Origin of the sequence: Niveispirillum cyanobacteriorum (assembly GCF_002868735.1) — a bacterium.
GTDB classification, from domain to species: Bacteria; Pseudomonadota; Alphaproteobacteria; order Azospirillales; family Azospirillaceae; genus Niveispirillum; species Niveispirillum cyanobacteriorum.
Map to the genome: position 1 here is coordinate 242501 of NZ_CP025611.1, position 21865 is coordinate 264365.

At 61.0% G+C, this 21865-nt stretch carries 11 protein-coding genes and 1 pseudogene; 5 read left to right on the top strand and 7 right to left on the bottom strand.

Features of this window, described 5'->3' with window-relative positions; all coding sequences use genetic code 11:
* Window positions 1-177: 177 nt before the first annotated feature.
* The gene (locus C0V82_RS01170; protein ID WP_102110761.1) at window positions 178-1248 is read left to right on the top strand and encodes a LacI family DNA-binding transcriptional regulator; all 1071 of its coding nucleotides are present in this window, start codon (window positions 178-180) and stop codon (window positions 1246-1248) included.
* Between the two features lie 6 nt (window positions 1249-1254).
* On the opposite strand, the gene C0V82_RS01175 is transcribed toward C0V82_RS01170, so the two are convergent.
* The 4 genes from C0V82_RS01175 to C0V82_RS01190 all read right to left on the bottom strand — a co-directional run bounded on the left by C0V82_RS01175 (window position 1255) and on the right by C0V82_RS01190 (window position 7514).
* Window positions 1255-3030 carry a glycoside hydrolase family 43 protein gene (locus tag C0V82_RS01175; RefSeq protein ID WP_102110762.1) on the bottom strand — a complete coding sequence of 592 codons (1776 nt, stop codon included), beginning with the start codon at window positions 3028-3030 and terminating at the stop codon, window positions 1255-1257.
* 74 nt (window positions 3031-3104) lie between these two features.
* On the bottom strand, window positions 3105-5039 hold the full coding sequence (locus C0V82_RS01180) for a glycoside hydrolase family 97 protein (RefSeq protein ID WP_158659647.1): 1935 nt from the start codon (window positions 5037-5039) through the stop codon (window positions 3105-3107).
* Window positions 5036-6220: a glycoside hydrolase family 88 protein gene (locus C0V82_RS01185; RefSeq protein WP_102110764.1), complete on the bottom strand. Its 1185-nt coding sequence runs from the start codon at window positions 6218-6220 to the stop codon at window positions 5036-5038. Before C0V82_RS01185 ends, C0V82_RS01180 begins: the two co-directional genes overlap by 4 nt.
* A gap of 10 nt (window positions 6221-6230) precedes the next feature.
* Window positions 6231-7514 (bottom strand): oligosaccharide MFS transporter, encoded by a 1284-nt coding sequence (locus C0V82_RS01190; protein WP_102110765.1) that lies wholly within the window; start codon window positions 7512-7514, stop codon window positions 6231-6233.
* 324 nt (window positions 7515-7838) lie between these two features.
* On the opposite strand from C0V82_RS01190, the gene C0V82_RS01195 reads away from it, so the two are divergent.
* The 4 genes from C0V82_RS01195 (at window position 7839) to C0V82_RS01210 (ending at window position 16846) form a co-directional block, all read left to right on the top strand.
* On the top strand, window positions 7839-8858 hold the full coding sequence (locus C0V82_RS01195; RefSeq protein WP_199772440.1) for a LacI family DNA-binding transcriptional regulator: 1020 nt from the start codon (window positions 7839-7841) through the stop codon (window positions 8856-8858).
* Window positions 8859-8869: 11 nt separating this feature from the next.
* On the top strand, window positions 8870-10261 hold the full coding sequence (locus C0V82_RS01200) for a glycosyl hydrolase family 28 protein (protein WP_158659648.1): 1392 nt from the start codon (window positions 8870-8872) through the stop codon (window positions 10259-10261).
* 298 nt (window positions 10262-10559) lie between these two features.
* Window positions 10560-13439: a TonB-dependent receptor gene (locus tag C0V82_RS01205; protein WP_102110768.1), complete on the top strand. Its 2880-nt coding sequence runs from the start codon at window positions 10560-10562 to the stop codon at window positions 13437-13439.
* 158 nt (window positions 13440-13597) lie between these two features.
* Entirely contained in the window at window positions 13598-16846 is a 3249-nt protein-coding gene (locus tag C0V82_RS01210; protein WP_102110769.1) for a glycoside hydrolase family 2 TIM barrel-domain containing protein, read from the top strand.
* Between the two features lie 104 nt (window positions 16847-16950).
* Here the strand turns inward: C0V82_RS01210 and C0V82_RS27405 are convergent.
* From C0V82_RS27405 to C0V82_RS01235, 3 genes and pseudogenes are all read right to left on the bottom strand, one after another.
* Window positions 16951-17857, bottom strand: a pseudogene (locus tag C0V82_RS27405) (transposase); the annotation flags it as partial.
* Between the two features lie 67 nt (window positions 17858-17924).
* A complete protein-coding gene (locus C0V82_RS01230; protein WP_199772441.1) occupies window positions 17925-18839 on the bottom strand; it encodes an alpha/beta hydrolase family protein in 915 nt (304 codons plus the stop codon).
* Between the two features lie 14 nt (window positions 18840-18853).
* Entirely contained in the window at window positions 18854-21742 is a 2889-nt protein-coding gene (locus tag C0V82_RS01235; RefSeq protein WP_102110772.1) for a TonB-dependent receptor plug domain-containing protein, read from the bottom strand.
* Between the last annotated feature and the right edge of the window lie 123 nt (window positions 21743-21865).

Consider the following 21865-nt stretch of genomic DNA (forward strand, 5'->3'; position numbering starts at 1 on the left):
TCCCAGGAGAAGGGGGCATCCACACCATCAGTTCATTGATCGGTGAAGGTATCGTTATCGCCATTTGTTGTCGGGCTATCTTCCCATCCTTGCCGATCAAGCCTATACGTCCTTGAGAACAGACAATTGTGCGGCGTCGACGGTGATATTGTCGGAAAGCCGCGACGGGGGGAAGCGGTGGCGAACAGCGACGATCACGACAATGCCGCAGGCGGCATGCGCCGCAAGAGTGCTGTCACCGTGCATGATGTGGCAAAGCTGGCTGGTGTGTCGCCCATGACCGTGTCACGGGTCGTCAATGGCACCAAGGTGCGCGAACCCCTGCGCAAGAAGGTGGATGCAGCCATCCGGCAATTGAACTACGTTCCCAATATCGCTGCACGGGTGGCACGGTCGGGTTCCATGCGGATCGGTGTGCTGTTTAATAACCCGCGCTCCGGCAATCTGGGTGACTTTCTGATGGGGGCGTTTCAGCAGAGCGGGCGTGACGGTAGCCAACTGGTGATTGAACCGGTGGCGGCACATCCCACACCCGTCGATGCGGTACGCAAACTCGTGTCTACCGGTGTCGACGGCGTGATCCTGCCGCCGCCTCTATGCGACAGCCTGGAAGCATTGGATCTGCTTTGGCAGGCGGATATCGCCGCGCTGAGTTTCGCCACTGCTGACCCCCGTTCCCATTCCAGTGCCGTGCTGGTGGATGATTTTGAGGGCGCGCGCGCCATCGTCCGCCATTTGCTGACGCTGGGGCATCGTGACATCGCCTTTGTGCGGGGCAATCCCAGCCATTCCCCCGCGTTGCGACGGGAGGAGGGGTTCCGCGCCGCAATGGCGCAGGCGGGACAAGTCATCCGTCCGGATTGGGTGGTTCAAGGCGATTTCAGCTATCGTTCCGGCCTGGAGGTGGGGCGCCGCCTGCTGGCGGGTGGTGGCCCGCGCCCCACGGCCATCTTCTCCAGCAATGATGATATGGCGGCGGCCATCATGGCCATCGCCCTGGGGATGGGGCTGCGGGTGCCGGGCGATGTTTCCATCGCCGGCTTTGACGATACGCCCATCGCTTCGTTGATGTGGCCGCAATTGACGACGGTGCATCAACCCATTGCCGAAATGGCGTCTAAGGCCGTGGAGATCCTGACCGATTTCATCAAGGAACGGCGAACCGGCGCCGTGCCCGCCGTGCGTCACCATGTGGCCCCCTTTGCCCTGCGCGAACGGGAAAGCACCGGGCCGGCATCGCCCCGATGACAGGTTTCAGTCTGTCACGGTAAAGCTCGCAAACTCTGCATAGCCGACACGGGTGGCACTGAAGGCGGGTGTACCACCGGCAGCCTGCGCGAAAAGGCCGATCTGTGTGCCGACCCAGCGACCGGGCAGGGTCTGGAAGGGTTTGCCGATAGCGCTGAAGTTTACGCCGTCCAGGCTGTAGCTGAACTGTACCCGCGCATGGGTGGAGCGCAGCATCGACGGCCAGTAATGGGCAAAGCCGGGTGCCGGTTCGGCCACTGTTACCGGTTCAAACCGGGCACGGACATGCACGGGGCCGTCGACCCTGACCCCGGCTGCCAGCACCGTTTCAGAACTGGAGAGAACCTGTCCGTTGCGGCCGCCATGATCGGCGTTCAGGCGGGTTACCTGCACCAGTTTTACCCCGTCGGCGGTGTTTTCCAGGCCGATCCAGGCGTAATCATATCCCAGAACCAGTAGCCCGGCCCGTTCGCCGATCTGTGTCGCCGCCAGGGTCAGGCTGGTGGTTGCTGTAAACCGCATGCCCGGCAGTTTCTGCGTCAGCAGATTGCCGGCTTCCCACAGGTTGGCCGACGATGAGGCGGATTTCAGGCGCAGTTTGCCCTTCACCGACCGGTCGATCCAGTCATCGGCGGGATTGGAGCTCCATTGCCAGCCCAGATGATAGCCATCGGCAAAATCATCGTTGGTTGGCAGGGCGGCGATGGGTTGGGCCGGCAGGTCGGGCTTTTTGTGGCGGGTGACGGGCTGTCCGTAATGCATTCCCTTCTGCCGTTCGCCGATGATGGGCCAGCCATCACTGCCCCATCGCATGGGCTGCAGCATGACGCGGCGGCCATAGCTGTCCGCATCCTGAAAATGGATGAACCAATCCTGGCCCGTGGGTGTGTCGACCCAGGCCCCCTGATGCGGGCCGTTCCATTGCGTGTCGCCCTGATCCATCACGGAGCGGCCTTCATAGGGGCCGGTGATGGCACGGGCGCGGAACACACCCTGCCAGCCGCCCTTCACACTGCCGGACGGAGCGAAAATGTAATACCAGCCTCTGCGCTTGTAGAGCTTCGGCCCCTCTGTCGTGAACCAGGGCTTGGGACCTTGTGATGTCATGACCGGGGGCAGCGTATTGCCGTCAACGATCACCACACCGTCATCCAGGGTGCGCTGCCCATCGGGGGACAGTCGTTTCAGGACAACGCGGTTTTTCTTCTCCACCCCCGCCCGTGAAGCGGCATAGGAATGAACAAGCCAGCCCTGTCCATCCTCATCCCAGAAGGGGGCGGGATCGATGGCACCTTTGCTGCTATCCACCAGCACCGGTGCCGTCCAGGGGCCCGCGGGGTTGGTGGCAGTCACGACATAGATGCCGTAATCCGGATCTGGATAGTAAATCCAGAACTGGCCCGCGTGATGGCGGATGGCTGGTGCCCAGACACCGCCACCACGCCGGGGGATGCTGTGATGGGCATCGGGCACCAGCCGGGGCAGCGCATGCCCGATCAGGGTCCAGTTCACCAGATCCTTGGAATGCAGCACAGGCAGGCCCGGCACGTTGGTGAAGCTGGATGCCGTCATGTAGTAGTCGTCACCGACACGCACGACATCGGGGTCGGAATAATCCCCGTTCAGTACGGGGTTGATATAGGTGCCATCACCCTGATCCGGCACCCAGATGCCGGGGTTCATGCCGATGTCGGCGGTGACCAAGGATGCGTCTGCGACCGAAAACGATAGCGGTAACAACGCCAGAAATGCGCCTGTCACGATGCCATTGCGTACCGACATGTTTCCTCCAACTGCTGGCTTATTATTGTTCGGGTGGCCGCGACTATCCATTGGGGTACCAGTTGCCGCAAGCATTACGCCCGTTCAAAGATCATGGCCTGACCACCATGGGGCGACAGGACCATTTCCAGCTTGCCCCCGGCCCTCACCTTTTCCGTGGTGATGGTGACGGGGGTGCGGTTGACAGGGGCCGAGGGCGCGCCATCGGCAAAGCGCCGGACGGTCCAGTGGCCATCGCCCAGAAAGGACAGGTCGATGGCCAGGGTTATGCCCATCTCGCTGGTGATGGCGCCCAGGAACCAACGACCGTCCCGTGCCTTGCGCGCCACCACCACATGTTCACCGATCTTGCCAGACAGGGCCTTTGTATCGCTCCAGACCGTGGGGCATTCATCAAAAAACGCCAGTTCCGGCCAATCGCGCCCGGCATACTTGCTGGGCTTGTCGTACCAGTACAGGAAGGTCTGCGGGTTATAGTAGATGGCGGCCATCGCCAATTGATGCGCGTTGGTCGTCTGGTTCTTGGGGTTGGCGTAACAGATCGTATAGTCAATCGGGCCTGACAGGGCGCGGGTGAACGGCAGGGTGCAGTTATTGCGTGAGGTCGGGAATTGTTCATTCCCCCGCACACCTTCCAGCGCCACATAATTGGGCAGGGTCCGTTCCAACCCGGCGGGGCGCAGATTATCGTGCAGATTGACCAGCAGCTTATGCTCGCCGCAGACCTTCACCAGATTATGGATGAAGTCCACATCCGATTGCCGCCCTTCCCAGATGAAGCCGAACTTGATGCCGGCCACGCCCCAGGATTGGTAGGTCTTCACGATGGCGTCCAACTGCCGCATCGCCGGCACCCGGTCCACGTAAAGGATCATGCCCAGCCCCTTGGACCGGGCGTAATCAATAACGCGGCGGATATCAATGGCCGGGATGGCATAGGTGGCGTCGCTGGGGTCGGTGCCGTCGCCGTACCAATGCGCATCCCATTCCACGAAATCCAGCTTGCGTGCCGCCGCGAAATCCACGGTGTCCAGTCCCGCCTGGGTCGTATATTCACGGATGCGCACAGCCCGCCCTGGCTTGATCCAACTGACATCGCCCAGGATGTTGGGCGTGGCCAGTGTGGGGATCAGGTCCTGGGTTTCGATCAGGCTTTTTTCATCCGGCCCCGCCATGACGACACGCCAGGGCGTGTCGAACGGCACAGGCACGGTAAAGCTATCTTCCGGCGGCGTGGTGCCCGGCCCGGAATAGCCGGTGGCGCGACCGGGAAACCGCATCAGATGCGTGACCAGTCCGGACGGCCCGCTGCGCAACATGACGCGCGGATAATGGATACGGTCGCTTTCGCTGATCAGCAGGGTGGTGCCATCGGAGAGTTGCGCCGTGATCGGCGTATCGGCCAGGACCTCCTGATCACAGCTTTCGGTCAGGTCGGGATGCGGGACGGGCGCGACATTGGTCTGCACTGTGCGCTGATATTCGCCTTCATCCCTGCTGACATACAACACCGCCTCTGCGGGAAGGCGGAATTCGGTCGCCTCTCCCGTGAGGGTCAGCGTCGGTGTGGGGGCCGATAGCAGGCGGAAACGGATGGCCACACCGGCATCATAGGCCCGCGCCACCAGGGCGAAGCTGATCTTGCGAGCGGCGTCCGTGAAGGTCACGGTCAGTTCGCCACAATTCTCCGTACTGCTGGTGCGGATGCCATAGGGCGGGGTCCAGGTGCCGGTGATGGTCCGGCGGCTGACGCCCGTGGCACTGGCACCGGGACCCAGCAGGCTACCATCGGCCAGTTTCAGGGCCAGTGGCGACGGTGCGATCACCTCCCGCCCGCGATAGATCACCGACCAACGCGGGCCGGTCGCATCCACGCGCAAGACCAGCTTACCATCGGGCGAGGTGACGTTATGGGAAATGGTATTGCTCTGCGCCAGAACCTGGGTTCCGGTGGCCAAGGGCAGTGCAGCCGCACCGACCAGAAGACCGCGACGCGATGGACTGATCACCAATAAGCCCTCCAGACATGGCGCAGGCGAACCAGCGCTTCGAGATAGAAATAATCACCCCAGATGCAGCATTCGTTCACGCCGATGCGTTTGGGCATGTGATAGACCCCGTGGGCAAGTACGCCGTTCGATCCCGCGATGGGGGTCAGGTGGTCGGCATCCAGCCGCTGCGCCATGCCCCAGGCGGCGCGGGTGTAAAGATCACGGTCGGGATTGCTGACCGGCAGGTGCCGGACCAGTTCCAGAAGACCGCAGGCGGCAATGGCGGCGGCGGACGTATCAGCCGGCGCGTCGCCATCGGTGAAGATCAGGTCCCAGCGGCAGACGAGATCCGCAGGCAACCGGTTCAAAAAGTAATTGGCCAGTGCCGCAGACAGATCGACCAGGCTTTCACGTCCCGAATGGGCATAACCCAGCGCGAAACCGTAAATGCCCCACGCCTGACCCCGCGCCCAGCAACTATCGTCAGCATGACCCTGATGGGTGGTACCGCGCAGGGGCGCGCCGGTACGCGTATCCATATGAAATGTATGGAAGGTGGAGGCATCCGGGCGCACCAGATGCGCCGCCGCCTGTGTCAGGTGACGTTCGGCGGCCGCATGATATTTTGCATCCCCGGTTTCCGCCGTCGCCCAATAGAGCAAGGGCAGGTTCAGATTACAGTCGATGATCATCCGCCCGGCCTCTGCCGGGTCGTTCAGATCACCCCAGGCCTGGATCACGCCAGACACGGGATCAAACCGTTCCAGCAACAGATCAGCCGCCAACAGCCCGGCCCGGCGCGCATCGACATTGCCGGTCAGGCGGTAAGCAGCGCAGGCTGAAGGTGTGTAAAGGAATCCCAGATCATGATGGGCCACAACGATGCGCCGTTCGGCCCGGTCCAGGAAGGACCGCACCTGCGTTTCCGCCGCGTGCCGATAGGCAGCCTTGCCCGACACCTGATAGGCTAGCCATAGCATCCCGGTCCAGAAACCGTTGGTCCATTCGATATTGTCGATGGCGGGATAGATCAGGTTCTCGCTGGATGGTGCGGGAAACCGGTCGATGAATGCGGGCAGGGCGCGGTCGATGCGGGCCAGGACACGGGCGATGGCCGCGTCCAGTTCGCCTGCTGTCGGCAGGGGGGTGGCGGCCAGCCGCGACGGGTCGCGGATGGGTTCGTGATGGATAGATGTCATCGTCACTCGCTCAGTTGGCGGCGGCGGGGCGGGTTTCTGGAACGGGGGCAATGTCCGGTTCATCCAGCGGGCGGCCCCGCGCATCGGTGCGCGGCGTCGTGGACAGCGCAAAGATGGAGGCAACCCAGAAGGCCAAGGCCCCGGCAGCGATCAGAAGATAGGTGGTCTTGAACCCGAAATGGTCATAGCCTGCCCCGACAACGGGCGACAGGATGGCCAGACCCAGTGAATGTCCGAAACTGACGCCCACCAGATAGATGGTCGAGGCAAAGCGGCTGTCAAAATGATAGGCGATGTAGCGGAAGATGGAGACGGCCAGGATCGGCAGCTCAATCGAATGCAACATCTTCATGGAGGAAATGCCCAGCGGCGTTGTCACCACCGCCGACCCGGCAATGCGCACGATCATGATGCCAGCGGCGATCAGCAAGCCATTCTTGGCCCCCGTCCGCATCACGATCCAGGGTGCGATCAACAGCATCCCCGCCTCAACAAAGATCTGGGCAGAGTTCAGGTACCCGAACATCACATTGCCCTCGGCGGGCGTCGGGAACATGGAGGCGAAATAGACGGGGAACTGCTGATCATAGACCAGATACAGGTTGGTCACGCCCAGGATCAGCACCATAAATCCCCAGAATTTACGGTCTGACAGAATGGTCAGCGATTCACGCGGCGTCAAAGCCTGCGCCTTGGCCTGTTCCTGCGGATCGGGTTCGATGCGGGCAGCCAGGATGACGGGGATCAGCAGCAGTCCCGCCGCCGATGCCATCCAGAAATTGATGCTGGGATCAATGTTGTAAAACCGGCCCGTGAAGACGGCGGCGCTGGCATAGCCGAGCGATCCCCACAGCCGCGCCCGGCTATACTCAAAACCATAGCGGCGGCCGACCCGGTCCACAAAACTTTCCAGTGCGAAGGAGCCGGCCACGAAAGTCAGGCCTAGATACAGCCCGCCGACCGCAGCACCCGCCACGACATTGGTCTGCAGCAAGGGCGCATAGACGAAAGGGAAAAACAGACCCGACAGGGCCACCATGCCGGCGATGAACAGCGGTACGCGTGGCTTCAGCCCGATGCGGTCCGATATATAGCCATAAAGCGGCTGACACAGCATCGCGGCGATGAAATTGGCCGAAAAGACGGTCCCCGCCTCCGCCCCCGTCAGGCCCATCGGCCCCTTCAGCCAGATGGCCAGAAAGGACATGGATGCCGCCTGTGCGAAGAAAAACAGGAACATGAACGCACTGAGCAGCGCGTAGTTCCGTCTGGCTCCAGGAGCGCCAGTGGGCATCTTAATCCTCCCCGGATTTTTTGATGTGCCTTATTGAAGGATATCGTTATCCGATATGCGGCGTGGGCTCAAGGGATAATCATTGCCATACTTTCAGGCGCCTCTCGAGAAACGTCGATTCTGTCTGGTGTCACGCAAGTTCATATTGACTGTTATCGTAATCAGGTGCATGACGCAGCTAATGGAATATCCGCCGACAGGTGCGGCCCGCCATTCCGACTTGCCGGGAATGGCTTCAAAAAGATCGTGAGGGGAAGGGTGACGACCACAGAAAAGGGCGCTCCCCCGGCTGTGACAGACGCGCAGGGGCGCCGGAAGGCCGCGGTGACAGTGCATGATGTTGCGCGGCGGGCCGGTGTTTCGCCCATGACCGTGTCGCGTGTCGTGAATGGTACGAAGGTGAGCGACGCCCTGCGCCAGAAGGTGGAAGCGGCGATCCGCGATCTGCATTACACGCCGAACGTGGCGGCGCGCATGGCTCGGGCGGGCAGCCTGCGTATCGGCGTGCTGTTCAATAATCCCCGCTCGTCCAATCTGGGTGAGTTCCTGATGGGGGCGTTTCAGCAGGGGGGACGTGACGGATGCCAGCTGGTTGTGGAGCCGGTGGCCGCCCATCCCGACGCCATGGATGCCGTGCGTAAGCTGGTGGCAGCCGGTGTCGATGGCATGATCCTGCCACCACCGCTTTGCGACAGTCTGGAGGCGCTGGATTTGCTGTGGCAGGCGGATATTCCCGCACTCAGCTTTGCGACTGCCGATCCTCGGTCGCATTCCTCTGCCGTGCTGATCGATGATTTTGAAGGTGCGCGGGCCATGACCCGGCATCTCTTGACGCTGGGGCATCGCGACATTGCCTTTGTCAGGGGTGATCCCCGCCATTCTCCCGCCCTGCGGCGCGAGGAGGGCTTCCGTGCCGCCATGGCCCAGGCAGGGCAGCCGGTACGGGCGGATCGTGTGGTGGCAGGTGATTTCAGCTATCGTTCGGGATTGGATGCCGGGCGCCGCCTGCTGGTTGATGCCGGTCCCCGGCCCACCGCCGTGTTTGCCAGCAACGATGACATGGCGGCGGCGGTCGCGGCGATTGCGTTCGGGCTGGGTTTGCGGGTGCCAACGGACTTGTCCATCGCTGGGTTTGATGACACGCCCATCGCATCCCTTCTCTGGCCGCAACTGACAACGGTTCATCAACCGATTGCGGAGATGGCCGGTATGGCCATGGAAACGTTGAATGAATTCATCCGCGAAGGGCGGAGTGGGGGCGCGCCCGCCGTCCGCCATCACGTCGTTCCCTTCGCCCTGCGGGAGCGGGAATCGACGGGACCGGTGCCAGCGTCCATTGCATGACAGGAGACGTCATGAAGCAAACCATAGTATGCGCGCTGGGTGTGCTTGGCTTCACGCTTGCCGGCCAGGCCGGTGAGCCGCTGATCCACCCGCCGCCGCCCGGCAAGGCCTTCTGGTCCAGCGCCAATGATGATTATACCGTCCGTGTGAGGCAACCGGGCGGTTCCTGGCGCGATCTCTATGAATATCGTGTTCGGGTCGATAATGATCAGAAACGCGATGCCAGCATGGTCCTGTTCGACATGGATGGGCCGGTGGAGGTCGCTGTCCGCCGCAACAACGGCGATGTCCGGCGGGTGCAAATCCGCCCCGCATCGGCGGGTGTGGAGCCGACCCTCCACGGGGACACGGCCATTTTCCGGTTGGATCAACCCCGCAAGCTGTCGGTGGAGTTCGATGGCGACCGGTTGGGCAATCTGCACCTGTTCGCCGGTGCCATACGGCCCCCGGTTCCGGCGCAAGATAGCCCCGGCATCAAGGTTTTTGGACCCGGCATCCATGTGCCGCCGGAAGGGGCTGACCGCTTTGTCATTCCGTCAGACACGCGGGTCTATTTTGCGCCCGGCGCCATTCTGGAGGGCGGTATCGACCTGCGCGGAACGCTCAATGTGCAACTGACCGGTCACGGCCTGATCACGAAGGCAAAGGATGAGGGCATTCTGGTTGCCCATGCCCGGAATATCGGGATCGATGGGCCGACTATCGTCAATCCTGGCCATTATTCAGTTCAGTGTGGGCAATCAACGGGCATCACAATCACGGATTTCAAAGCGATCAGCATCGGCAGCTGGACTGACGGCCTCGATTTCATGAGTTGTTCGGATGTGCGCGTGGATGATGTCTTCCTGCGAAATTCCGATGATAATATCGCTATCTATGGCGGCCGCTGGGATTATCGGGGCGACGCACGTAATTACCTCATCACCCGTGCGATCTTGTGGGCTGACATTGCGCACCCCGTTAATATCGGCCTGCATGGCACGCCGGGTGCTGCCGAAACCATTGCCAACCTGACATTCCGCGATATCGACATCCTGGAACATGATGAGGATGATCCGGAATACCAGGGCGCGCTGGCCATCTCCAACAGCGATGGCAATCTGGTACGGGATGTTCTGTTCGAGAATGTGCGCGTGGAGCGGATCGAGGAGGGGATGCCCTTCAATTTTCGCACTGTTTTCAACAAAAGCTACAGCCACGCCCACGGGCGCGGGGTGCAGAATGTCACCCTGCGGAATGTCCAGTTCCGCGAAGCGGGAACCAATCGCCCGGTGATAGCTGGGCATCCTGATGGTGGTCCGGTTCAGAACGTCCTGATTGAGGATGTTTCCATCGAGGGCCGGCCATTGACCGCTGCCGATATCGACATTGGTGGCGGGGTAACTAGTGTGCGCATCCGCTAACATAAATTATCGTTATCAGACGTGTTCAGGGCCTGTTGCCGGGGTGCGTGTTGCGCCAACGCGATTTTTCCCTTGGATATTTTATCCATATTTTTCAGCATGATATGTCGGTTCATGGCTCCCGTGCGCCCGCTGCCGCTTCAGCTGGATTTTTACCCCGATTACAGCCCTGCAACAAAAGTGCAGGGGGGTGGCGAAATGAGGTTGACAGGTCATCCTGATAACGATACCTAATTTATCAGACAAATAGAAACAACGACCGCCGCGCATGGCGCCGACGGTCCTGGGGAGGAGCGATATGAAGAATTTTCTGCAGGATAGCCTTGTCCGACTGCTGGCGACGGTTTCCGTGGCCGCATTGGCTCATTCCGCCTACGCGCAGACGGCTGGCGGCGATCAGCAGCTGGAAGAAATTGTTGTGACAGGCATGCGGGCCAGTCTGCAAACCAATGCCATGCTGAAGAAGAACGCCATCGAAGTGGTGGACAGTATCACTGCGAACGATATCGGCAAGCTGCCGGACCCCAGCGTGGCGGAGACGCTGACCCGTGTGCCGGGCGTGCAGGCTTATCGTTTCGGGGGTGAAGCGGCGTCGCCGGTTGGCACCGGCTCCGGCATCACGGTGCGCGGCCTGACCGGTCAGACGGCATCCCGCGTCAATGGCCGCGCCTATTTCACCGCCGGTCAGCGCGAATTCAATATCGAGGGCATGGTGCCGGCCATGGTCGCGGGTGTCGATGTCTTTAAGAACCCGACCGCGGAGCATATCGAGGGCGGCATCGGCGGCGTCGTCAATGTCCGTACCCGTCGCCCGCTGGAGATGAAGGGCACGACCGCGACCCTGTCCGTCGGTGGCCGCTACAACGATTTGTCCGAGGATGCCGAGCCGGAAATGTTCGGCCTGGTGTCGCAGACCTGGGACGTGGGTGATGGGGAGATCGGCGTCATGCTGGCCGGTGGCTACATGCGGACGGTCAATCGCGGCGACAATACGCCGGGTGCCGGCGGCATCTCCTATCGCCGCGCGATTAATGCCGCCAGCGCCGAATATGCGGCGGGTGCCGCGTCCGGTTTGTACAATTCCGCCTATGTCGGCCGTTCGGATGTCAATTATCTGGCCAATGTCACGCCGTCCAGCGTGACGGGCGACCGGTCCGGTCTGATCGCCGTGCTGGGTGAAAACCCGACAATCGGCTGGGAAAGCTACGTCCGTACCCGCAAGGGCGTGAACGGCATGGTGCAGTACAAGCCCAATCCCGACCTCGAACTCTATGTCGAGGGTCTCTACAATTTCTATCGCTATGACCAGGAATATGGGTTCCTTGGGTCCAGCAACAGCCGTTATGTCCGCAACCTGACGACAACGCCGTTCCAGGCGACCGAAGGCCTGACCAACCGCAACATCAATGGTGGCGCTGACGAGTTGCTGGCCGGCCGGTTGCTGACAGGCGGCACCTTCCTGGGCTCCGGCCTGTCCATCACGGAGGGTGGCAACCATGTGGATTATGAGACCACGGTCGTCGCCGGTGGCGGCAAGTGGCAGGCTGCCGACAATCTGGAGGTTGCGTTCGACCTTACTTATGTGAAGGCTGACCGCGATAATGATGGTCGCGGCCTTACATTCGCGTCGGCACCTGGGTTGAGCTGGGACCTGACCCGCGATCTGTCGACCCGTCCGACCAGCGTGACCATCGGCGGGCCCGATGTCGCCGCTGCCACCACCTGGAACTATAACCAGTACGGGACCTATCCCAACACTTGGCGCGACGATGGTATCGCCGCCAAGGCCGACATCACCCGCTCTTTTGATGATGGCTTCCTGGAGAATGTGAAGTTCGGCTTCCGCTATGCCACGCAGAACGACACGTTCCGTGACTTCACTTTGGCTGGCAAGAACCTGACCACAAATGGTCTGGCCCTGGCCGCCAACGGGTCCAATGCCATCAGCATGGGTAGCGTCGGAACCATTATCGCCACGCCGAACAATTTTATGGACGGCAAGATGGGCTATACCGGCGGTTACCTGATTTTTGATCCGCATGCGCTGTATGGCGACACGATCAAGAACCTGTTCCCGCAGGCCGGCATCCTGACGGCGGGCACGGAGCCGGAAATTGCGGTCAATAACCGTCGGTTTGAGGAAAAGTCCTATGCCGGCTATGGCATGGCCAGCTTCCGTCTGATGGATGATGCCATCAAAGGCAATGCCGGCGTGCGTATCGTCAAGACCGATACCTATGCCCGTGCCCAGGTCAACACCTCCACCGGCATCATGCCGAATGAGGCGACCAGTTCCTACACCGACGTTCTGCCCACGCTGAACATCATCGGTAATGTTTCCGACGATACGTTGATCCGCTTCGGTTACGGCAAGGGTATCACACGGCCTGATCCGCAGTCGCTCAACCCCTCCGTCGTTGTCAATGCGGGCAGCGGTACGGCATCCGTCGGCAACCCCGATCTGAAGCCGCAGAAGGGTGACAGCTTCGATCTGTCCTTCGAACATTATATTTCTGGTGCCAACTACGCCTCCATCGGCTTCTTCTACAAGAAGGTTGATGGTTTCTTCAGCCAGATCGCGACCTGTGAAGCCGTGTCGGGCTTCACATATACCGGCGCCATCCTGAATGGCTGCTCCGGTGGTCAGTATCTTGTGACCCGCACCGTCAATGCGCAGCAAGGCTGGGCAAAGGGTGTGGAAGTCGCGGCACAAAGCTTCCTGGATTATGACTTCATCCCGGAATACCTGCATAATTTCGGCGCATCGGCCAGCTTCACCTATGTGGATACGAAGAACCCCGTGCTGCTGTCATCGGGCATTCTGGTGAACTCGGTCCAGCCCTTCACGTCAAAGTATAACTACTCCCTGACCGGGATGTATGAGGACGACTTCATGTCGGCCCGTATCGTCTACACCTACCGGTCGCGGGCACAGTTCACGGCCATCGGTCTGAACCCCGTGGACAGCCGTTACATCCAGGCCTTTGGTCTGCTGGACGCGTCGTTGAACTTCAACCTGCCCGAAGGTTTCCAGATTTCGCTGACGGCATCAAACCTTACCAATGCCGCACCGAACCGCTTCTATGGCGAGCCCGGCTATTACACGGGCGTGGAACGCCAGCACTATGTCAATGGCCGCGTCTTTGGTGCGGCGTTGCGCTGGAAGTTCGGGGGCTGACCGGCCTCTGAGCATCCTCTATTTCCCTCCACTGGGAGCGGTCGGCTGGCCGCTCCCAATTTTTTGTCTGCGGCAAAAGTAATACAAATCAGATAATTTATGTCATTCCCGCTGCTGCATTCGTTTATCATCTGGCTTCCATGATCGAAGGGTGATCCATGACGAGGTTTGGCCGTCTGCTTCTCTGCACCTGTGCCCTGGCGTTGGTGCTGCCTGCCGCCGCCCAGGAGGCCGTGGTGCCCAACATGGACCCCGTACAGGTCGATCCGCGTCGACCGGACTGGGAAAATCCGGCGGTGAATGAGCGGGGGCGCCTGCCGGCCAGTGCTACCATGTTCGGCTATGAAAGCCGCGATCTGGCGTTGGGCGGTGACCGGACCAAATCGGGCCGCCATCTGTCACTGGACGGGCAGTGGCATTTCCACTTCACCCCGTCAGCCAACAGCCTGCCCCACGGTTTTGAACGGCCGGATTATGATGTATCCGCCTGGCCCCTGATCAAGGTGCCGTCGATGTGGCAGGCGGAGGGCTACGATCAGGCCCGATACAACAACGCGACATACCCGTTCCCGGCCAACCGGCCCCTGATCCCGCATGAGACGAATCCTGTCGGTTCCTACCGCCGGGATTTCGACCTGCCGGCGGACTGGTCGGGACAGAATGTAATTCTGCATATCGGTGCGGCGGGTGCCGCCTATTATGTCTGGGTCAATGGACAAAAGGTCGGATACGCGGAAGACAGCAAGCTTCCCAGCGATTTCGACGTCACCCCATATCTGAAGCCGGGCCGCAACATGGTGGCCATCCAGGTCTTCCGCTGGGCCGACGGCTCATACATGGAGGATCAGGATTTCTGGCGCGTATCGGGGATCGAACGGTCGGTCCGGCTCTATGCTGTGCCAAAGGTGCGGGTGCGCGATCTGTTCGTGCGCGCAGGTCTGGACAAGGATTACCGTGACGGCACCCTGTCCACGGACATTGCCATCACGCCGGGATCAAAGGCGGCCAGTGTTCGACTGACCCTGCTGGATGGCGGGCGAGAGGTGCTGGTCCGGGAAGCGAAAGTGAGGGCGGGCAAGGCCGAACGGGTCGTCACCCTATCCGCCACCGTCCCAGGCGTGCAGCCGTGGAGTGCGGAGACGCCCAAGCTCTATACCGCCCTGGTCGAATTGCTGGATGCGGACGGCAAGCTGTTGCAGGCCATTCCGCAGCGCATCGGCTTTCGCACGGTGGAGATGAAGGGCGGGCAGGTGCGGGTGAATGGCAAGCCCATCACCATCCGAGGCATCAACCGCCATGAACATGACCCGGAGACGTTCCACGTCATCTCCGAAGCCAGCATGCGGCGTGATATTGAGCTGATGAAGCTCAATAATTTCAACGCGGTGCGGACATCGCATTATCCCAACGATCCGCGTTGGTACGAACTGGCCGATGAATATGGCCTTTATGTCATGGACGAGGCCAATAATGAGAGCCACGCCTATCTGGGCTTGTCCACCCGGTACCCCGAATTCCGCGACAAGCTGGCCATGGGTTTCGATCCGGCCTGGGAAGAGGCACATATCAGCCGGGTCATGAACATGGTGGAGCGGGACAAGAACCACCCCTCCATCATCTTCTGGTCGCTGGGCAATGAAACGGCCATCGGACCCAGTTTCGAGAAAGCCGCCGCTGCCGCCCGCAAGCGCGATCCGGGCCGCCTGCTGTCCTTCCTGGGTTGGGGCACCATCGCCTGGGAACACCGGCCCAATGCCTATGTCGATATCTATGCCCCCATGTATGACGATATCGAGAAGATGGTGGATTGGGCCACCGATCCCAGCCGCACCCAGCCCATGATCCAATGCGAATATGCCCATATGCAGGGCAATGGCGGCGGCAATTTCAAGGATTACTGGGACACGATCTACCGCTATCCTGACAAGCTGCAGGGCGGCTTCATCTGGGATTGGGTGGATCAGTCCATGTACCGCTACACCAAGGATGGTCGTCGCTACTGGGGTGATGGCGGCGAGTACGGCCCCAATCCGGGGGGCGACATTGAGTTCGGCGACGGTCTGATCCAGCCCGACCGCACTCCGAACCCGCACCTGTATGAAGTGCAGAAGGTGCAGTCCCCCATTCAGTTTGACGGGTTCGATCCGGCAACCGGTCGGGTGACTGTGCGCAATCGGCATGATTTCCTGGACCTGTCTGGCTTTGCCTTCGATTGGGTGGTGGAAGAGGACGGTGTCGCGGTGGCGCGGGGGGATCTTCCGCAGCTGGATACGGCAGCCCGCGCTGCCGAGGATGTCGTCATTCCGATACCGTCATTGCCCCGCAAACCGGGTGCGGAGTATCTGATCACGATACGTGTAACCGCGAAGGATGGAACGGTACCCTTGGTCCCTGCGGGCCATGTGGTCGGGTGGGAACAGTTTACCCTGGCCGCACCCACGGCCATTACGCGCAACGCTGCAAAAGGGACGGTGGAGGTCGATGAGCGGGACGGCCATGTCCGGCTGATGGCAGCTGGGGCGGTCCTCAACATCGATGCCAAGACGGGCCTGCTGACGGGTTACAGCCGCGATGGCAAGCATCTGCTGGCCGGCGGTACACCCAATTTTTACCGCGCCGAGACGGATAACGATCTGGCGACCGGCACCTTGTCGGTGGTGCTGGTCGGGCGGGAATATGCCTGGAAGACGATGACGGAGCGCCGGCAGCTTCGAAATCTTGTGGTCGATCGTGGAACGGTGGGCGGTAGCGTTACGGTAGAGCACACGTTGGGCGGTGGTGCCGCCCGCTTTACCACCCGATACCAGATGCAGGGCGACGGCACCGTCCAGGTGACGGGCGAGATGGTCCCGTTGAAGGATGACCTGCCGCCGCCGACCCGTATCGGCCTGTGGTTCACCACCAACCCGGCCCTGTCCACGGTGCAATGGTACGGGCGTGGGCCGCACGAAAGCTATGTCGACCGCAAGACATCGGCGGCCATCGGCCTGTGGCGGGGGCCGGTTGCTGACCAGAACCATGACTATATGCGGCCACAGGACACCGGCAACAAAGTTGATGTCCGGTGGCTGGAACTGTCCGGTGGTCTAGGGGCGGGGGTACGTGTGGTCGGCGATACGCCGCTGATGATGAACGCTCTGGCCTTTCCTTATACCGATCTGTATCGGCGTCCGCCCGGCACGTGGAAATCCACCGATATCGTTCCCCATGGTGACGGAACGTTGCTGATTGATGCCGCGCAATCCGGTGTTGGTGGGGACACAAGCTGGGATGCTGTGGGGCAGCCGCATATGCAGTATCGGACCAAGCTGGTGGTCACACGGTTCAGCTTCCGAATTGAGACCTTCGCGGGGGCAGGAACCCATGCGGATAACGCCAAGCCGGCACTGCGCGACGCACCCGGCTGATCTGATCTGCCCCCCTGATTGTCACCGTTTATAAGTAGGGACCTCTGGTTTGGCATTGGGGTTGAGGGACATTCAGGACCGGGGGCATGCCCCGGTCTTGAAAGGCGGGCGTGCCGCAGTCCGTGGAATAGGGGTTCATTCAGGCATTCATCGCGCAAGCGTCTGTTGAAACTTTCCACGAACGCGTTCTGAGTGGGTTCGCCAGGCTGGATATAGTGCCACTCGACCCCATTTGGCTTGCGTCCAGGCCAGGATTGCCCTGGAAGTCAGTTCGGTGCCATTACCGCTGACGATCATCAGCGGCTTGCCCCGCACAGCGACAAGGGCATCCAACTCCCGCGCCACCCGCTTGCCGGACAGCGAGGTGTCGGCCACTAGGCCAAGCATCCGCGCGAGAAATCACCCACACCGGCCAGGATGCGGAACCGCCCTACGTCGCTGAACGCGTCAGACACGAAATTCAGGCCCCAGCACTGGTTGGGAGCCTGCGGAAGAGTCATCGGCGCCCGCGTGCCCAGCGCGCGTTTACGACCCCGCCGCCGGCGTACCGCCAGCCCTTCCTCCCGGTAAATCCGCAGCAGCTTCTTATGGTTCACCGCCATACCCTCCTGGGTCAGCAGATATCCCAGACGCCGGGAGCCGAACCGCCGCCGCTCCGATGCCAACTCCCGCAGCCTGCCCCGCAAGGCACCGTCATCGGGGCGCCGTGATGGGTAGCGGATCGTCCGGCGTTGAGCCGCAGGCCTCACCACTTTTTCCTGCAAACTCGCGCAGCATGGTGTTGTCCAGCATCGCCTTGGCCAGCAGCTTCTTCAGGCGGCTATTCTCATCCGCCACGCTTTTCAGCCGCTTGGCCTCCGAGACGTCAAGCCCACCCTATTTCGATTTCCAGGCCCAAAACGTCGCCTCCGAAACCCCATGCCGGCGGCAAATCTCCGCCGCCTTCTGCCCAACCTCCTGCTCCCGCAGGATCCCCATAATCTGCTCTTCGCTGAAACGGCTCTTCTTTATCCGATAGCCCTCCTCGGTCAGGAGGCCTCTACTCCACATCGCAAACATTTCCAGGGAGCAGGTCACCTCACGGCATATTCTTTTTCTTCACCGTCCATTTCGGATCTTTACAGAGCGTGCAGTCGGAGCCGGTAAAGGTGGCGCTGGCCTTGTCGATATTTTTCAGATGCCAGTTCAGCCAGTCGATGACGGCTGAACCCATCGCACCGCCGCCGGCCTCTCTCCAGGTGCCGCCATGCCCGACATCCAGGTTGCCATTGAAGACGGGCAGGCCTTGAATGGCGTCGAAATCGGTCTCCGCACTTTTATAGGCCTGATCCTTCGGGCCCCCGATCAGATAAAGCACCGGGGTGTGGAGCTTGTGCAGGTCGGGTTCGGTGGCCGGCACGACGCCGGCGGGCTGCCGAATCGTGCCATCGGGGTTGGGGATACCCCCCCGGATAATGCCGCTGTTGAGGACGACCACGGTTGATACCCGTTTGTCTCCACCCGCCGCGATAGCCTGAAGCCCGCCGCAGCTCTGTCCCATCACCGCGATCTTTTTTGTATCGAGACGACCGAAATAGGGGCTGCCTTTCCGACCATTTTCGGCAATCGCCCAGTCGATGGAACGGAACATCTGGTCGGTATTGTTCTGGGTGCGTGGAAGGTCCCGCATGCTGGCACCGGATTCCAGCGCCTGATTGATGGGACCGCCCGCCAGCACCAGATAGCCCTGTGCCGCAAGCTCGGTCAGGAATGTCTTGAAGGCGTTGCCGATATCGGCACAGCCACCATTGCCCCAGGCGACGATGGGCAGCTTGCCTGTCACCGCCGACAGATTTCCGGGACGATAAAGTGTGTGTGTCGGCAGGCTTGCATCCGCCTCCATCACCGCGGCCGGATTGGGGGGAGCCGTCGGCATCGGTGCCGTCTGCGCAATGGCTGTCAACGGCAGTGACAATGCGAATAACGCCGCAGTAAGGGACATGCGCTTTGTCATGATCGGTGCTCCCGTCAGAAGGACTTGCTGAGCTGGAAGCTCACCATCCGGCCAAAGACATTGGCGCCCTGCGGATCAAAGGCATTGCCGTTGGCCGACAGCACGATGGGCGGATTGCGGTCCATCAGATTGCGGACATTGAAGGAGGCGCGCAGCCCCTCGCCCCAGCTGCCAAGTTCCGAGAACTCGTAACCCATCATCACATCAAACGTAACCCAGGCGGGCACCTTCTCGACCGGCAGGGTGACGCCGTTCACGGTAATGGGAATGTTATTGGTATAAGAGCCGACATAATTGAGGGCCGGGGCCACAGTGTACGGGCCCATATTCCAGGTAATGCCCGCCCGCCCACGCTCGCTGATCGGTTGGTTCATGATGTCCAGGGCATTTGTATAGCTGCCCGTGCTGGTCAGTTGCAGGTCGTTGTTCAGGATTTTGGTGCCGCTCAGGCTCAGCATCCAGTTACTTTCGCCCGTCTCGAACCGGTAGTTCAGCGTGATATCAATCCCGTCCTGCTTCACCGCCGCCGCATTGGCATTGCGCGTATCCGTGATCGCCTGGGCGGAGCAGAAATTGCTTTGATCAATGGCGGCCACTGAAGGCCGGCTGAGCGCGACAAGATAGGCGGCATTGTAGGTGGCGGGATTGCCATTGACGCAGGTCGATGGCTGCGGCGCCACTGTGATATACGGCGCGAACAGAGCCCGGTTTGTTGGGCTGGCCAGGAAGGTCGCGCCGAAGCCTTGCAAGCCAATGATCTGATTGGAATATTTGACGTTATAATAGGTAGCCGACGCCCGCAGGCCGCGCAGCCATTCCGGCTCGTAATCGAAGCCGAGGGAGTAGCTGGTGGCCTTCTCCGGCGTCAGGTTGTTGTTGCTGCCAGTGACATTGACGACATTGCTGGTGCCCGCGGCAGTGTTTCCGGGCGGAAGGGCGCTATCGCGTGCGGCATTCGCGATGGTTTCCAGCCTGACACGACTGAATACTTCAGGATTGCTTTCGATCAGGTTCGGCGCGCGGAAGGACCGGCCCCAGACACCACGCAGCTTGACCCCGTCTGTGACACCCCAATTGACGCCGAATTTCGGGTTGGTGGTGGTGCCGACATCGGAGTAGCGTTCCGTCCGGACGGCCACGTTGAAATCCAGGCTCTGCATGAGCGGAACGCCCGCTTCCTCCCCGACCAGTGGAAGGTAAATCTCAGCATAGGCCGCGCGGATATTTCGGTCGGCATCGGCCAGGGGGACATCGGAGGATGCCTGAACACCGATAGCACTGCGCCACTGGGTCAGCTCAAGATAGCTGGCGCCGACGGCGGCCTTCACGGTGCCGGCCGGCAACTCGAACAGGGGGCCATCGAAGCGCAGCGTATATTCCTGCAAAGTCGATTTATTTCGGTCGAAAGCAGACGGCAGGATGGTGCGCAGCACATCCTGTGATGCAGGGGCGGAACTGAACGGGTTGTAGGTGCCATTGTCCAGCGCGCGTTGCAACGCCGTGGCGCTGACATTGTTGTTCAACTCGTCGATGCAGTTGGCGCAGTTCTTGTTGCGCGAATAGTTGGCAATGAACTGGGCGGCCCAGTCATTGGTCAGGTCGGCGCGCAGATTGCCGCTGAACTGGGTCTGCTCGTCGGTGATGCTGGTCTCACCAACCCCGATATCCTTATAAAGCGAGAAGACTACCGTCTGCCGTGCGCCCGGTGCCACGCCGGGCACGCCTTGCACATAGTATGGGCTGGTGGCGGGCAGGGTGCGCACGCCGGATTGAGGATATGAGTAGAGCGTGCTGTCACGCTTGTTGTAGAAGGCCAGGACATTGGCCGTCAGCCAGGGCGTGATCTCCTGCCGGGCCGTCATGGAAACCTGGTTCTTCACGGTCTTCGGCAGGTAGGAGGTATAGTCCGCCTGATCGGCCAGGTTGGGCTGGTTTAGCAGAAGCTGGCCCGCCGTAATGCCCGTACCGCTGGACCCGGCGGGAATGCCGTAATAGTCGAACCGGCCCGCTGTCGGCAGGGTGGGATTGTTGGTGCTGCGCGGAACCACGATGTTGCCCGGTGTGCCCGCGGTGGCATTGTTGGTGCGGATGCGGGTATCCGGCCCGCCCAGCGGACGCAGATCCTGGCGCAGATAGGGGCTCTCGCCCTGCATCATCATGCCCCGCACATCATGGTCGAAGGCGACCACGATGTTGCCGCTGTCCCAGGCATGGCCGCCGATGATGCTGCCGCCCGATTGCTCATAGCCATCGGTAAAGCTATGGCGGCCCGTGACCTCGACGCCTTTGAAATTCTTGCGTGTCACATAGTTGATGACGCCTGCCACAGCATCGGAACCATAGATGGCTGAGGCGCCGTCCGTCATGACGTCGATCCGCTCAATGGCGGCGACGGGCAACTGATCGGCCTCTGTAAAGGAGAAGACATTGCCGGACGGGGCGACGCGGTTACCGTCGATCAGCAGCAAGGTGGCGTTGCTGCCCAGGCCACGGATATTCACCGACCGGCCACGCTGGATATTGCCCCCGGCATTCTGGCCAACCCGCGGCGCATCATCGAAGCCCAGGCCCTGAAGCTGGGGCAGTTCGCGCACGACATCGACGGGTGAGTTGCGGCCGGTTGCGGCCAGGTCTTCACGAGAGACAGTGACGGTGGAGGCGCCGACGGCTGCAATCCCACGGATGCTGGTGCCGATGACGACGACTTCTTCGATTTCCTGCGGGTTTTCGCTGGCTGTATTGGCCGGCGCCCGATCTGCTGTGGTGGCGGGTTGCTGCTGACGGGCAGGGGGCTTGACCACCTCCTGCGCCATGGCCGGCACACCGGCCATCGCGATCAAGGCCAAGCCGATCGCACTTCCGGCAAGCAGACGCACTTCACCCTTGGTTGTTGGCTTACGCATCGTCACCTCCCTGGGATTGGCCCGGATACTGTGTCGCACGGGCTTATTTTGTTATAAGACATACCATAGTTATCAGGCCATGCAAGCGCTTTCATTTCAGATTTTCCTTTGTCCAGGATGCCA